The sequence below is a fragment of the Oerskovia sp. NPDC056781 genome (genome assembly GCF_042789955.1).
Classification (GTDB): Bacteria; Actinomycetota; Actinomycetes; order Actinomycetales; family Cellulomonadaceae; genus Oerskovia; species Oerskovia rustica.
Genome location: NZ_JBHUAD010000097.1, coordinates 1 through 13985, shown reverse-complemented (window position 1 = coordinate 13985; position 13985 = coordinate 1). Strand labels below are relative to the sequence as shown.

Here is a 13985-nt window from a genome sequence, read left to right as displayed (position 1 = left end):
GCCAGGGGACGACTCCCCTGGCCCCGCCGTCGTGCACGCAGGTCCGTCACGCCACCTCGGCCACCGCGAGCGTCCGCTTGCCCCGGCGCAGGACGGCGAAGCGCCCGTGCAGGAGGTCGTCCGCCTCGAGGACCGCGTCCTCGGACGTCACCTTCACGTTGTTGACGTAGGCGCCGCCCTCGGCGATCGCGCGCCGCGCCGCGCCCTTCGAGGCCACGAGTCCCGACCCCACGAGAAGGTCGACGACCAGGTCGCCGGGCGCCGCCGTCGTGCGCGGGAGCTCCGCCACCGCCGCAGCCAGCGTGCCGGCGTCGAGGGCAACCAGGTCCCCTCGACCGAAGAGCGCCTGGCTCGCGGCGATGACCGCCTCGGTCGCCGCAGCGCCGTGGACCAGCGTGGTGACGTCGGCAGCGAGCGCCTTCTGCGCCTCGCGCGCCGCGGGACGTTCGGCGACCGCGCGTTCGAGGTCGGCGATCTCCTCCGCGCCACGGAACGTGAAGATCTTGAGCCAGCCCACCACGTCGGCGTCGTCCGCGTTGACCCAGTACTGGTAGAACGCGTACGGGCTCATCATGTCGGGGTCGAGCCACACGGCCCCGCCCTCGGTCTTGCCGAACTTGGTCCCGTCGGCCTTGGTGATGAGCGGCGTCGTCAGGACGTGCACCGACGCACCCTCGGCCTTGCGGATGAGCTCCACGCCCGAGAGCAGGTTGCCCCACTGGTCGTTGCCGCCCGTCTGGAGCGTGACGCCCTCCCTCCGGAACAGCTCGAGGTAGTCGTTGCCCTGGAGGATCTGGTAGCTGAACTCGGTGAAGCTGATGCCCTCGTCCGACTTCAGGCGGCGCGCCACGGTGTCCTTGGCCAGCATGGTGCCCAGACGGTAGTGCTTGCCGATCTCGCGCAAGAAGTCGATCGCCGTGAGCTGGCCGGTCCAGTCGAGGTTGTTCGCGATGCGGGCCGGGTTGTCGCCCTCGAAGTCGAGGAATCGCGAGACCTGCGCCTTGAGGCGCTCGGTCCACTCGGCGACCGTGTCCTTGGTGTTGAGGATCCGTTCTCCCGACTGGCGCGGGTCACCGATCATGCCCGTGGCGCCACCGACGAGCGCGATGGCGCGGTGCCCGGCGAGCTGCAGGTGGCGCAGCAGGATGAGCTGGACAAGGTGACCGTGGTGCAGGCTCGGTGCGGTCGGGTCGAAGCCGCAGTAGTACGTGACGGGTCCCTCGGCCAGCGCAGCACGCAGCGCGGCCTCGTCGGTGGACTGCGCCACCAGGCCTCGCCATTGCAACTCGTCGAGAACGTCGTTCACTGCATCTCCTTCGTCGTGCCCGCGCGCGGAGCGGCGCGGGCGTGGGACGGGCGCGCCGTCGATCCGCGCGCCCGAGGTCCTAGTCTGCCGTGTCCGGCCCTCCGGCACCGACTCCGCCCGGGAGCCGGCACCTCAGCGGGTGCGGCGTGTCGCGGGGCGGTACGCCGAGACGGTCGGGTCGCCCGTGAGCCACAGGCGCCACGGGTAGACGCTCGCGTCTCCTCCGTCGCCGCTCACACCGACGCGTGGTCCGGTCGCGATCGCGGGTCGCAGGGTCCGCACGTCCCGGTGCACGACGACGTCGCCCGCCTCGTCCGTCACGTCCAGCCCGTAGTGGGCCAGGTCCAGTCCGAGCGCCACCGCGAGACGCGCCGGACCGCGCGCGATCTGACGGTCCGAGTCGCACACGCCCACTGCGAGCCGTCGCGCCCGGGCGAGCTCGACGCCGTCGGTCACCTCGCCCGCGCGCAGGAGGACCGCCGACGCGGAGCCCACGGGGCCGCAGACCACGTTGACGCAGTGGTGCAGACCGAGGTGGCGGTAGACGTACAGGTGACCCGGCTCGCCGTACATGGCCCGGTTGCGCTCGGAGCGTCCGCGGAAGGCGTGCGACCCCGGGTCCTGCTCGCCGTCGTAGGCCTCGACCTCGGTGAGGCGGACGGTGACGCTGCCCTCCGGGGTGCGGTGCGTGATCGAGGCCCCCAGGAGATCGCGCGCGACGTCGAGGCTCGGGCGGGCGAACCACCCACGCGCGGGGACGTCCGGTGCGGGGGCGTCGAGGTCCGTGCTGGAGCGGGACTCGGTCACGTGGGCCTCCTGGCTGGGCGGGCGTCTCCCCCGCAATCTACGCCCCGCATGTTTCGACTTCTCGCCTGCCGGTGGACGGTCAGGCGTCGCCCGCGCGCTCGTGAGCACGGGGACGCGACGGGACCGGCTCGCCGAACCCGTCGAGCACCACGTCGGCCCGTTCGGCCGTCCCCTCGGCCGCGTAGACCTCTCGCTCCGAGGCCATCCACTCGAGCCAGTGCGCGCGGGCCTCCTGGCCGTCGCGCGCGAGGCCGCGCGCCAGGCGGACCTGGTCGTCGGCCTCGACCCAGACGAGCATCGTCGTGAGACCGGCGATCTGCCGGGCACCCGCGCCGCAGCCCTCGACCACGAGGAACGGGGCGAACGGGACGTCGTGCCACTCGGCGAAGTCCTCGAGCGTCCAGTCGTAGCGCTGGTAGCGCCCCGGCCGACCGGCCGCCAGCGGGTCGAGAACCTGCTCGACCAGGCGCCCGACGCCCGCCGTCATGCCCGTCCAGCCCTCGTACAGGTCGTCCATGTGGATCACCTGAGCGGGCAGGGCCGCGGCGAGCTGCGCGGCCAGGGTCGTCTTGCCGGACCCTGCCGGGCCGTCGACGACGACCAGGCGGCAGCCTGCCCCGGCCGGGACGCCCGGACCCGCCGGACGTCCCGGGCCGAGGCGCGCGGCGCCGTCGTGCACGCGGGCCACGAGGTCCTCGAGGACCGCAGCGCTCACGCTCACGGCGACCTCAGCCCTGCACCCAGAAGCGGTACTCCGCCGAGCGCACCTTGGCCTCCTCGAGCTGCTCCGCCACGCGCGCGGGAGCCGTACCGCCCACCGCGTCGCGCGAGGCGAGCGAACCCTCGACCGTGAGCACGTCCCGCACCCCCGCGGTGAGGTGCTCGGAGATGTCCGCGAGATCCGCGTCCGTCAGGTCCCACAGCTCGATGCCGCGCTCCTCGCAGACCCGCACGCACGCGCCGGCGACCTCGTGCGCCACCCGGAACGGCACTCCCTGACGGACGAGCCACTCCGCGACGTCGGTCGCGAGCGAGAAGCCCTGCGGTGCGAGCGAGGCCATGCGCTCGGTGTCGAACGTCAGGGTGCGGACCATGCCCGCGTACGCGGGGAGCAGGACCTTGAGGGTGTCGACCTGGTCGAACACCGGCTCCTTGTCCTCCTGCAGGTCGCGGTTGTACGCGAGCGGCAGACCCTTGAGCGTGGCCAGCAGCCCCGTCAGGTCGCCGATGAGGCGCCCGGCCTTGCCGCGCGCGAGCTCGGCGATGTCCGGGTTCTTCTTCTGCGGCATGATGCTGGAGCCCGTGGAGTAGGCGTCGTCCAGGCGGACGAAGCCGAACTCCTTGGTGTTCCAGATGATGATCTCCTCCGCGAAGCGCGAGAGGTCGACACCCAGCATCGCCGAGACGAACGCGAACTCCGCCACGACGTCGCGCGAGGCCGTGCCGTCGATCGAGTTCTCGACCGGGCCGTCGAAGCCCAGGTCCGCCGCGACGGCCGCCGGGTCCAGCCCCAGCGACGAGCCCGCGAGCGCGCCCGAGCCGTACGGCGAGCGCCCGGCACGCACGTCCCAGTCGATGAAGCGGTCGACGTCGCGCAGCAACGGCCACGCGTGCGCCAGCAGGTGGTGCGCGAGCAGCACCGGCTGCGCGTGCTGCAGGTGCGTGCGGCCCGGCATCGGGGCGCCGGGGTGCGCCTCGGCCTGCTCGATGAGGGCGTCGACGACGTCGAGCACCAGGAGCCCGATCGCCCGGGCCTCCTCGCGCAGGTACGACCGCACGAGCGTCGCGATCTGGTCGTTGCGCGAACGCCCGGCACGCAGCTTGCCGCCGAGGTCCGGACCCGCACGCTCGATGAGCCCGCGCTCGAGGGCCGTGTGCACGTCCTCGTCGGCCAGGACCGGGAGGAACGCCCCCGACCCGACGTCGGCCGAGAGCACGTCCAGCGCCTCGAGCATCGCGGTCAGCTCGTCGTCGTCGAGCAGACCCGCCGCCGCGAGCACCTTCGCGTGGGCCCGCGAGCCCGCGATGTCGTGCTGCGCGAGGCGCCAGTCGAAGTGCGTCGACTGCGAGAGGGCGGCCAGGGCCTGCGCGGGGCCGCCGGCGAACCGGCCGCCCCACAGGCTCACGGGTGCCTCCGACGCGCTCGGCGCGCCCTCCACCTCGGCCGCGCCGCCCGCAGCGGCGCCGGACGTGATCTCGTCACTCATGGTTCACAGGCTCCCGGTGCCGAAGTCCACGCCGTTGCCGAACTTCTCGTCGCGGGCCGCGGAGAGCTTGGCCGTGAGGCCGAAGATCTCGATGAAGCCCTTGGCCTGCGACTGGTCGAACGAGTCGCCCTCGTCGTAGGTCGCGAGGTTGAAGTCGTACAGGCTCGACTCGCTGCGGCGGCCCGTGACGGTCGCACGGCCGCCGTGCAGGACGAGGCGGATGTCGCCCGAGACGTAGCGCTGGGTGTCGTCGATGAAGACGTCGAGCGACTTCTTGAGCGGGCTGAACCACATGCCGTCGTAGACCAGCTCGGTCCAGCGCTGCTCGACGCCACGCTTGAAGCGGGCCTGCTCGCGCTCGAGGGTCACGTTCTCGAGCTCCTGGTGCGCCGCGATGAGAGCGATCGCGCCCGGGGCCTCGTAGATCTCGCGGGACTTGATGCCGACCAGGCGGTCCTCGACGATGTCGATGCGGCCCACGCCCTGGGCGCCGGCGCGACGGTTCATCTCCTGGATGGCCTGCAGCGGGGTCACGGGGACACCGTCGAGCGCGACCGGCACGCCCTGCTCGAACGTGATGACGACCTCGTCCGCGACGGGCGGGAACGTCGGGTCGTCGGTGTAGTTGTAGACGTCCTTCGTCGGGGCGTTCCAGATGTCCTCGAGGAAGCCTGTCTCGACTGCACGGCCCCACACGTTCTGGTCGACCGAGAACGGGTTGTGCTTGGTCGTGGCGATCGGCAGCGAGTGCTTCTCGGCGTACGCGATGGCCTTCTCGCGCGTCAGCGCGAGGTCACGGACCGGCGCGATCGTCTTGAGCTCGGGTGCGAGCGACGTCGTGGCGACCTCGAAGCGGACCTGGTCGTTGCCCTTGCCCGTGCAGCCGTGCGCGACGGTCGTCGCACCGAACTGGCGGGCCGCGCGCACCAGGTGCTTGACGATCACGGGGCGCGAGATCGCGGAGACCAGCGGGTAACGGTCGAGGTACAGGCCGTTCGCGCGCAGCGCGGGCATGCAGTACTCCTCGGCGAACTCGTCGCGGGCGTCCGCGACGTAGGCCTCGACGGCGCCGCAGTCGAGGGCGCGCTGGCGGATGACCTCGAGGTCCTCGCCGCCCTGGCCGACGTCGACCGCCACGGCGACGACCTCGGCCCCGGTGGCCTCGCCGATCCAGCCGATGGCAACGGAGGTGTCCAGGCCGCCCGAGTAGGCGAGCACGACGCGTTCAGTCATGACTTGTTCTCTTCCTTGCGTGGGGTGATGGGTCCAAGTGTGGCAGCCGCCGAGGCTCGGCGGTCGCCGTGGTCGCTGCGCGGCCCGTGCGGGCCGTCGCTAGCCAGGAGGTGCTGGGGGCGCGGGCGCCACGGGGTTGGTCAGGGCCAGGAAACGTGCGGCCAGGTCCTCGCCGCCGTCGACGTCGCGCGAGATCACCAGGACGGTGTCGTCGCCCGCGATCGTGCCCAGGACACCGACGAACACCGAGTGGTCGATCGCCGACGCCAGGTACTGCGCGGCACCGGGCGGCGTGCGCAGCACCACGAGGTTGCCCGACGCCTCGGCCGAGACCAGAAGCTCGGCGCACAGCCGCGCGAGCCGGGCCGCGACGTACTCGGCGTCGTTCGCGACCTGGACCGAGCGGTCGCCGCCCTCGCCGGGCACCGCGTAGACCAACGCGCCCGACGCGCTGCGGACCTTCTCGGCCCGCAGCTCGATGAGGTCGCGCGAGAGCGTCGCCTGCGTGACGCTCACGCCGTCCTCGGCGAGCGCCTTGGCGAGCTCGGCCTGGGAGTGGATCTCGTGCCGGGCGACGAGCTGCGCGATGCGCGCGTGGCGTGCCGCCTTGGTGGTGGGCACGCTCCCTGGGCCGAGGGCGGTCGTCACGAGCGTTCCAGCAACCAGGTCAGCAGCGCCTTCTGGGCGTGCAGGCGGTTCTCGGCCTCGTCCCAGACGGCCGACTGCGGGCCGTCGATGACCTCGGCCGTGATCTCCTTGCCGCGGTACGCGGGCAGGCAGTGGAGCACGAGCGCGTCGTCGGCGGCGACCGCCATGAGCCCGGCGTTCACCTGGTACGGGACGAAGGGCAGCTCACGCTCGGCCGCGCTGGCCTCGTCGCCCATCGAGACCCAGGTGTCGGTCGCGACGACGTCCGCGCCGCGCGTGGCCTCGACCGCGTCCGTGGTCACGAGCACGGAACCGCCCGTGTCCCGGGCAATCCGCTCGGCGTCGGCGACGACCGCCGGGTCCGGGAGGAAGCCGGCCGGGGCACCGATCCGCACGTGCATGCCCGCGGTCACGCCGCCCAGGAGGTAGGAGTGCGCCATGTTGTTGGCGCCGTCGCCCAGGTAGACGAGCGACGTCCCGGCGAGCGAGTCGACGCCGCCGCGCAGCTGGGCGACCGTCAGCAGGTCGGCGAGGATCTGGCACGGGTGGAACTCGTCGGTCAGGGCGTTGACGACCGGCACGGTCGCGACCCGGGCCATCTCCTCGACGCGCTCCTGGCCGAACGTCCGCCACACGATCGCCGACGTCTGGCGGTCCAGGACGCGGGCCGTGTCCGCGATGGGCTCGCCCCGGCCGAGCTGGCTCGACGCCGCGTCGATCACGAGGGGGTAGCCGCCGAGCTCGGCGATACCGACCGAGAACGACACGCGGGTGCGGGTCGAGGGCTTGTCGAAGATCACCGCGACGGCCTGCGGCCCGCGCAGCGGCGTGCGGATGAAACGGTCCTCGCGGAAGCCGAGGCCCAGCTCGAGGACCTCGCGCTGCTCGGCGGGGGTCAGGTCGTCGTCGCGCAGGAAGTGTCGGACGGAGGCGGTCGAGGTCACGGTCAGCCCTTCGGAGGGGTGGCTGGGGTGATGGACGGGGTGGTGGGGGCGGTCTGCGGGCTGCCCGGGCTCACGAGGTCGGCAGGGAGCCCGGCGAAGAACGCGACGACCTCGCTCGCCTGGTCGCGCGTCAGGATCAGGGGCGGGGCGAGGCGGATCGCGTCGGGCTGCACCGCGTTGACGATGAACCCGGCGTCCAGGGCCCGGCGCGCGACCTCCGCGGAGACGGGTGCCGAGAGCTGGACCGCGATCAGCAGGCCCAGGCCACGAGTTCCCGCGACCACGGGGTTGCCGCATGCGGCGATCCCGTCGCGCAGCGCCTCGCCGACCGTGCGCACGTTGGCGAGCAGGCCGTCACGCTCGATCACGCCGAGCGTCGCGAGCGCGGCGGCCGCCGCGACGGGGTTGCCGCCAAACGTCGTGCCGTGCTGACCGCGCCCCAGGAGGGTCGCGGCCCGCTCGCCGAACGCCACGACGGCACCCACGGGGAACCCGCCGCCGAGCCCCTTGGCGAGCGTGACGACGTCGGGCGTGACGCCCCCGCCGATCTGCTGCTGCTGGAACGCGAACCACGACCCCGTGCGCCCCACGCCCGTCTGGACCTCGTCGAGGACCAGCAGCGCGCCCGACGCCGCGGTCAGCTCGCGCGCGGCCACCAGATAGCCGGGGGGCAGCGGGCGCACGCCCGCCTCGCCCTGGACCGGCTCGACGACCAGTGCCGCGACCTCGCCGCGAGCGGCGACAGCCTCGGGCGAGAAGGCCTGCTCGAGCGCCGCCACGTCACCGAACGGGACGAACTCGACACCGCCCGGCAGGGGCTCGAAGGGCTCGCGGTACGCGGCCTTGGAGGTGAGGGCGAGCGCACCCATGCTGCGGCCGTGGAAACCCCCCTCGAGCGCGAGGATCCTGGTCCGCGTGCCCGGGCCGGCGGCCCCGTCACGGTTGCGGCGCGCCATCTTGAACGCGGCCTCGTTGGCCTCGGTGCCCGAGTTGGTGAAGAAGACGCGCGAGCCCTCGGGGGCCTGCGCGAGGTCGAGGAGCCGCTCGGCGAGCGCGATCTGCGTGGGCGACCCGAAGAAGTTCGACACGTGCCCGAGCGTCCCGAGCTGCGCGCTGACCGCCGCCGTGAGCGTGGGGTGCGCGTGCCCCAGCGCGTTGACCGCGATGCCCGCGAGCAGGTCGAGGTAGCGCTTGCCGTCGGCGTCCCACACGTACGCACCCTCGCCGCGGACCAGGATCTTCTGCGGCGCGCCGAACGTGTCCATGACCGCATGCGTGTAGCGCTCGGTCCACTGCGCGACGCTGCCCGGGCCCGCCAGGGTCGTGTCCGCGGCCCCCTCGGCGCTCCGAGCGGTGTCGGTGGTCTGCGTCCCGGTGGACGCCGAGGCGACCTCGGCGGGATGGGTCGGCGAGACCTCGCCGGTCGTGCCGTTCATGACTGCTCCTGCGGGACGAGGGGTGCGGCGGGGGTGGAGGCGAGCGCGTCCGGGACGACCATGGTCCCGTTGCCGCGCGTCGTGAAGACCTCCAGGAGGACCGAGTGCGCGACGCGGCCGTCGATCACGGTCGCGCGCGGGACGCCCCCGGACACGGCCCGCAGGCACGCCTCCATCTTGGGCACCATGCCGGCCTCGAGCGAGGGCAGCAGGTCGGCGAGCTCGGAGCGCGTGATCTCGGCGACGAGCGAGCTCTTGTCCGGCCACGACGTGTACAGGCCCTCGACGTCGGTCAGGACGATGAGCTTCTTGGCGCCGAGCGCGACCGCGAGCGCCGCCGCGGCCGTGTCGGCGTTGACGTTGAGGACCTGGGTCGGGTCGTCGATGTCGGGCGCGATGGTCGAGACGACGGGGATGCGTCCGGCGTCGAGCAGGTCCTGGACAGCGGAGGGGTGGACCTCGACGACGTCGCCCACGAGCCCGACGTCCACGGGCTCGCCGTCGACCATGGCGTGGCGACGCTGCGCCTGGAGCAGGCCCCCGTCCTCGCCCGACAGCCCGACCGCGTAGGGGCCGTGCGCGTTGATGAGCCCGACGAGCTCGCGCGAGACCTGGCCCGTGAGGACCATGCGCACGACGTCCATGGCCTCGGGCGTGGTCACGCGCAGACCGCCGCGGAACTCGCTCTCGATGCCGAGGCGCGCGAGCATCGCGGAGATCTGCGGCCCGCCGCCGTGCACCACGACGGGATGCAGACCGACCTGGCGCAGGAACACCATGTCGCGCGCGAACGCGGCCTTGAGGTCGTCGTCGATCATGGCGTTGCCGCCGTACTTGACGACCACGAGGGCGTCGCGGAACTCCTGCAGCCACGGCATGGCCTCGAGCAGGACCTCGGCCTTCTGGCCAGGGGTCAGGTCGGTCCGCGTGTCGAATGCCGTCGACCGGGCGGCGCCCTCGGAGCTCTGGGCGCTCACGACGAGTACGCGCTGTTCTCGTGGACGTAGTCGTGCGTGAGGTCGTTGGTCCAGACCGTGACCTGGGCGTCGCCCGCGTGCAGGTCGACCGCGACGTGCACCTCACGGGCGGAGGCGAGGTCGACGAGCTCGCGGGGCTCGCCCACTCCCCCGGCGCGGCAGACCTGGACGCCGTTGATCGACACGTCGAGCGCGAGCGCGTCGAAGGGGGCGACGTCCTCGGGGACGGTCCCGACGGCCGAGAGCACGCGGCCCCAGTTGGGGTCGTTGCCGAACACGGCGGCCTTGAAGAGGTTGGAGCGCGTCACGGCACGGGCGACCGCGAGCGCCGCGGTCTCGTCGCTCGCGTGGGTGACGGTCACCGCGATGTCGTGGCTGGCTCCCTCGGCGTCCGCGACCAGGGCCCGCGCGAGGTCCGCGCACGCCTCGGTCACGGCCGCCGTGAGCTCCTCGAGGGTCACCGGCACCTGGGACGCACCGGAGGCCAGGAGGATCACCGTGTCGTTCGTCGACATGCAGCCGTCGGAGTCGACCCGGTCGAACGTGGTCGCGGTCGCGGCGCGCAGCGCGGCGTCCGCGGTCGCCGCGTCGACGACGGCGTCGGTCGTCAGGACGCAGAGCATGGTCGCGAGGCCCGGTGCGAGCATCCCGGCCCCCTTGGCCATGCCGCCCACCGACCAGCTCGTGGCGCCGTCGACGCTGTGCGCGTCGGTCACGTCGCGCGTGACGAGGACCGTCTTGGGGACGGTGTCGGTCGTCATGATCGCGAGGGCCGCGTCGGGGCCGCCCTCCGCGTCGGCAGCACCGGCTGCGGCGTCGCAGCCCGCGAGGAGGTTGCTCATGGGCAGGCGCTCGCCGATGAGGCCCGTCGAGCAGACCAGGACGTCGCCCGCCGAGACCTCGAGGAGGTCCGCGACGTACTCGGCCGTGTGGTGGGTGTCGGCGAAGCCCTCGGGGCCGGTACAGGCGTTCGCGCCGCCCGAGTTGAGGACGACGGCGCGCGCGATGCCGTCGGCGACGGCCTGGCGCGACCATGCGACGGGGGCCGCGAACACGCGGTTCGACGTGAAGACGGCCGCGGCGACGTCGAGCGGACCCTCGTTGACGACGAGGGCGACGTCCTTGTTCCCGGTGGACTTCAGCCCGGCGGCGACTCCTGCGGCCCGGAAGCCGAGCGGTCCGGTGACGGTCACGGTGCGACCCCTTCGGTGGTCAGGCCCAGGGTCTGCGGCAGTCCCAGGGCGATGTTCATGGACTGGACGGCGCCGCCGGCGGTCCCCTTGACGAGGTTGTCGATCGCGGTCACGGTCACGACGCGGCCCGCGGCGCGGTCGATCGCGACCTGCACCAGGGCCGTGTTAGCTCCCAGCGTCATGGCCGTGGTGGGCCACTGCCCCTCGGGCAGGAGGTCGACGAAGGGCTCTCCGACGTACGCCTGCTCGTAGGCCTGGCGCAGGTCGGCGACGCTCAGGTCCTCGTGACCCGGGGCCAGTCGAGCCGTCGCGGTCGCGAGGATGCCGCGCGCCATGGGCACGAGGGTGGGCGTGAAGGAGATCGTGACCTCGTCGGCGCCGGCCGAGCGCAGGTTCTGCGCGATCTCCGGGATGTGCCGGTGCGAGCCGCCCACGGCGTAGGGCTGGGCGGAGCCGAGCGCCTCGGAGGCGAGCAGGTGCGTCTTGAGCGACTTGCCCGCGCCCGAGTAGCCGTTCGCGAGGACCGCGACGACGTCGACCGGGCTGAGCAGCCCCGCGGCGATGCCGGGCTGCAGGCCCAGGGTCACGGCCGTGACGTTGCAGCCGGGGACAGCGATGCGGCGCGCGCCCGCGAGGACCTCGCGCTGCTTGGTGTACTCGACGCCCGCGCCGGTCTGCTCGGTGATCAGGAGCTCGGGCAGACCGTAGGGCCAGGTGCCGGCGTGCTCGGAGCCGTAGAACGCGGTCCAGTCCGCGGCGGACGCGAGCCGGTGGTCCGCGCCGAGGTCGAGGACCAGGACGTCGTCGGGCAGCTGCGCGGCGATCTCACCCGACGCGCCGTGCGGCAGTGCGAGCACGACGACGTCGTGACCCACCAGGTGCTCGACGGTCGTGGGCAGCAGCACGCGGTCCGCGAGCGACCGCAGGTGCGGCTGGTGCAGCCCGAGCAGCGACCCCGCGTTGGAGTGCGCCGTGAGGGCACCGATCTCGACCTCCGGGTGCCCGGCGAGGAGCCGGAGCATCTCACCGCCCGCGTAGCCGGACGCACCGGCGACTGCCACTGTGATCGTCATATGCAGAACTATACATAGTTATGCAGTCGATGTGGAACCTCTTCGTCCCGGTGCGTCCCGCTGCGGCCTCATGCGCCCCAGACGCCCAGCTCGTTGCCGCTCGGGTCGAGGAAGTGGAAGCGCCGGCCACCCGGGAAGTCGTACGGCCCCTCGACGATCTCCCCGCCCGCGTCCTGGACCAGCAGGAGCGACTCGTCGAGGTCTGCGGAGAAGAGCAGGACCAGCGGGCCACCCCGTGTGACCTGGTCCGCGAGCGCCAGGCCGCCCGCCTCCGCCTCCCCCTCCTCGGCTGAGGTGCGGAAGCCCGCGTACCCCGGACCGTAGGGGACGAACTCCCACCCGAAGGCCTCGGAGTAGAACGACTGCGCCTCTGCCATGTCCGTGACGGACAGCTCGAGGTAGTCGATCGAGTGGTGGATGCCGTGCGCATGGGTAGCCATGCGGGCAGCGTGCCACGCGGCACCGACACGAGTCCGGCAGGCGCCTCGCCGCCGGTCGGGAGTTCGCGCTCGCGGACGCCCCGGACAGGTCGAGCCGGACGTATCCGGTACCGCTAGGGTCTCGGCATGTCGCGGAGTCGCAGGGGTGGGTCAGGCATGCGGACGATGGAGTTCGAGGAGGAGCACGAGGGGCCGGCGGCAGGTCCGCCGGGGCGTCCCGACGACGAGGGTGGCCGCGTCGAGGACGACGGGGACGCGGGCGCCCCCGGGGCCAGAGCGCACCGACGTCCAGGCCTCCCGTGGATCGCTGCGGGGATCGCGGTCGTCGTGGTCGCAGCCGGCCTGGTCGTGGACGGGACGATCGAAGACCGCCGGGAGACCGCCCGGCTCGTCGGGGCTTTCGGCGGCGTCGTGCCCTGGGGCGACGCACCACCCGGCGAGCTGTGGTCGGTGGACGCACCGGGCGGCCGGTTCGCCCAGGCCGGTGCCGACGGGGTGGTACTGATCGAGAACGGGACGGTCTCGGGCGTGGACCTCGGCACGGGAGAGATCGCCTGGTCGCGGGACGTCGGCCCGGGCGCGACGTGCGGGACGGACCTCTCCTGGAACGGCAGCACCCAGCGGCGGGACGACCCGCTCGTGTGCGTGTCCGGAGGTCTCGAACGTCTGGCGACCGTGCTGGACGACGACGGCACCGTCCTGGGGTCGCTGTCGCTCGACGATGTCGGCGGTGCGGAGGCCTTTGCCGTGCCCGGTCCTTCAGGAACGGTGGTACTGGCGGAGCGGGCCGCCGAGCCTGCTCCGGGCGCGACCGCGACGCCCTACCGGCTCCTGACGATCCAGGGCACGATGGAGGACGTCGTCGTGCCTGCGGGACGGGCGGCGCGCGTCGTCGCGGTCGACGTCGCCACCGGCGAGATGCGCTGGGAACGGGTCGTCGACTTCGTCGCCCCTGAGGGACGCCCTAGCAGCTGCCTGACCACCACGATCACCGACGGGCTCGACGAGGAGTCCTTCTCGATCGACGCGGACCCCCTGTCGGTCGTCGTGGTCGACGGCATGGTGCGGGTCTTCGGCTGCGGCGTGGACTCGCTGCTCTCGTCCGACGGAGCCCGGCTCCAGGCAACTGGTGCCGATGACTGGCGGACCGTCCCCGCCGGGTCGGGCGGGTTCGTCTCGATCTCCGACAACCCCCCGACCACGCACGCGCTCGACCGCGACGGGACGGTGCGCTGGGAGACCGGCGGGCACTACCTCTTCCCGCAGGCCGTGGACGGCTCCGAGCAGGACGCGTGGTACCTCGCGACCACGGGCCGGCTGGTCGCGGTCGACTCCCACGACGGCAGCCGTCGGTGGGCCGTGGACATCCCCGCCGAGCAGGTTCTCGTGCAGACCGGCGAACGGGTCGTCGTCACCAGCTCCCGGTCTCGCCGTGCGCTCGACCCGGCGACCGGGGCAACCCTCTGGGAGGCCGAGGAGACGGACGGCGACCGCTTCTCGGTCAGCACCTTCACCGACGGCAGGCGGTTCTTCGAGGTCACCGTGGTCGGCGACCAGCCCACCGACGCCCGGCTCACCGCGTACGACCTCACGACGGGCGAGGAGCTGTGGAGCCGGGACGACGTGCCGGTGTCCGACACGGTCGTCGCGTTCGGCGGCGCGCTGCTGCGAGTCGGCGAGAGGTCGCTCTCACGCTGGGGGTGAGGGGACGGCGGTGGGAC

At 72.9% G+C, this 13985-nt stretch carries 13 protein-coding genes; 1 reads left to right on the top strand and 12 read right to left on the bottom strand.

The features are described 5' to 3' along the window. Window positions 1-46 precede the first annotated feature (46 nt). The 12 genes from tyrS to ACFRCR_RS10295 all read right to left on the bottom strand — a co-directional run bounded on the left by tyrS (window position 47) and on the right by ACFRCR_RS10295 (window position 12264). Window positions 47-1306, bottom strand: coding sequence for a tyrosine--tRNA ligase (tyrS, locus tag ACFRCR_RS10350; RefSeq protein WP_377677301.1), 1260 nt, complete (start codon window positions 1304-1306; stop codon window positions 47-49). A gap of 132 nt (window positions 1307-1438) precedes the next feature. Further along, window positions 1439-2113: a DNA-3-methyladenine glycosylase gene (locus ACFRCR_RS10345; RefSeq protein WP_377677299.1), complete on the bottom strand. Its 675-nt coding sequence runs from the start codon at window positions 2111-2113 to the stop codon at window positions 1439-1441. A gap of 79 nt (window positions 2114-2192) precedes the next feature. Next, a complete protein-coding gene (locus ACFRCR_RS10340) occupies window positions 2193-2828 on the bottom strand; it encodes a uridine kinase (protein ID WP_377677298.1) in 636 nt (211 codons plus the stop codon). A 13-nt stretch (window positions 2829-2841) separates the two neighbouring features. Then, window positions 2842-4320, bottom strand: a complete 1479-nt coding sequence (gene argH / locus ACFRCR_RS10335; RefSeq protein WP_377677296.1) for an argininosuccinate lyase — start codon at window positions 4318-4320, stop codon at window positions 2842-2844. Between the two features lie 3 nt (window positions 4321-4323). Then, window positions 4324-5553: an argininosuccinate synthase gene (locus ACFRCR_RS10330; protein WP_191790710.1), complete on the bottom strand. Its 1230-nt coding sequence runs from the start codon at window positions 5551-5553 to the stop codon at window positions 4324-4326. A gap of 99 nt (window positions 5554-5652) precedes the next feature. Continuing rightward, on the bottom strand, window positions 5653-6174 hold the full coding sequence (locus ACFRCR_RS10325; protein WP_377677294.1) for an arginine repressor: 522 nt from the start codon (window positions 6172-6174) through the stop codon (window positions 5653-5655). Window positions 6175-6197: 23 nt separating this feature from the next. Next, window positions 6198-7145 carry an ornithine carbamoyltransferase gene (gene argF, locus ACFRCR_RS10320; RefSeq protein ID WP_377677293.1) on the bottom strand — a complete coding sequence of 316 codons (948 nt, stop codon included), beginning with the start codon at window positions 7143-7145 and terminating at the stop codon, window positions 6198-6200. Between the two features lie 2 nt (window positions 7146-7147). Continuing rightward, window positions 7148-8581, bottom strand: a complete 1434-nt coding sequence (locus tag ACFRCR_RS10315) for an acetylornithine transaminase (RefSeq protein ID WP_377677291.1) — start codon at window positions 8579-8581, stop codon at window positions 7148-7150. Then, window positions 8578-9558, bottom strand: a complete 981-nt coding sequence (gene argB / locus ACFRCR_RS10310; RefSeq protein ID WP_377677289.1) for an acetylglutamate kinase — start codon at window positions 9556-9558, stop codon at window positions 8578-8580. The genes ACFRCR_RS10315 and argB overlap by 4 nt, the downstream gene beginning before the upstream one ends. Further along, window positions 9555-10751, bottom strand: a complete 1197-nt coding sequence (argJ, locus tag ACFRCR_RS10305; protein WP_377677288.1) for a bifunctional glutamate N-acetyltransferase/amino-acid acetyltransferase ArgJ — start codon at window positions 10749-10751, stop codon at window positions 9555-9557. The genes argB and argJ overlap by 4 nt, the downstream gene beginning before the upstream one ends. After that, entirely contained in the window at window positions 10748-11824 is a 1077-nt protein-coding gene (gene argC, locus ACFRCR_RS10300; protein WP_377677286.1) for an N-acetyl-gamma-glutamyl-phosphate reductase, read from the bottom strand. Before argC ends, argJ begins: the two co-directional genes overlap by 4 nt. Before the next feature lie 68 nt (window positions 11825-11892). Continuing rightward, window positions 11893-12264, bottom strand: coding sequence for a VOC family protein (locus tag ACFRCR_RS10295; protein WP_377677284.1), 372 nt, complete (start codon window positions 12262-12264; stop codon window positions 11893-11895). A gap of 156 nt (window positions 12265-12420) precedes the next feature. Here ACFRCR_RS10295 and ACFRCR_RS10290 point away from each other — a divergent pair, with 156 nt between their 5' ends. Then, complete coding sequence (locus ACFRCR_RS10290) at window positions 12421-13968, top strand: PQQ-binding-like beta-propeller repeat protein (protein WP_377677282.1); 1548 nt, start codon at window positions 12421-12423, stop codon at window positions 13966-13968. The last annotated feature ends 17 nt before the right edge of the window (window positions 13969-13985 follow it).

Bases quoted from the DNA above. Each gene is read 5' to 3' on its own strand.
- ACFRCR_RS10295 (WP_377677284.1), bottom strand. From the start codon at position 12,264: ATGGCTACCCATGCGCACGGCATCCACCACTCGATCGACTACCTCGAG.
- ACFRCR_RS10330 (WP_191790710.1), bottom strand. From the start codon at position 5,553: ATGACTGAACGCGTCGTGCTCGCCTACTCGGGCGGCCTGGACACCTCC.
- ACFRCR_RS10315 (WP_377677291.1), bottom strand. From the start codon at position 8,581: ATGAACGGCACGACCGGCGAGGTCTCGCCGACCCATCCCGCCGAGGTC.
- argC (WP_377677286.1), bottom strand. From the start codon at position 11,824: ATGACGATCACAGTGGCAGTCGCCGGTGCGTCCGGCTACGCGGGCGGT.
- argH (WP_377677296.1), bottom strand. From the start codon at position 4,320: ATGAGTGACGAGATCACGTCCGGCGCCGCTGCGGGCGGCGCGGCCGAG.
- ACFRCR_RS10290 (WP_377677282.1), top strand. From the start codon at position 12,421: ATGCGGACGATGGAGTTCGAGGAGGAGCACGAGGGGCCGGCGGCAGGT.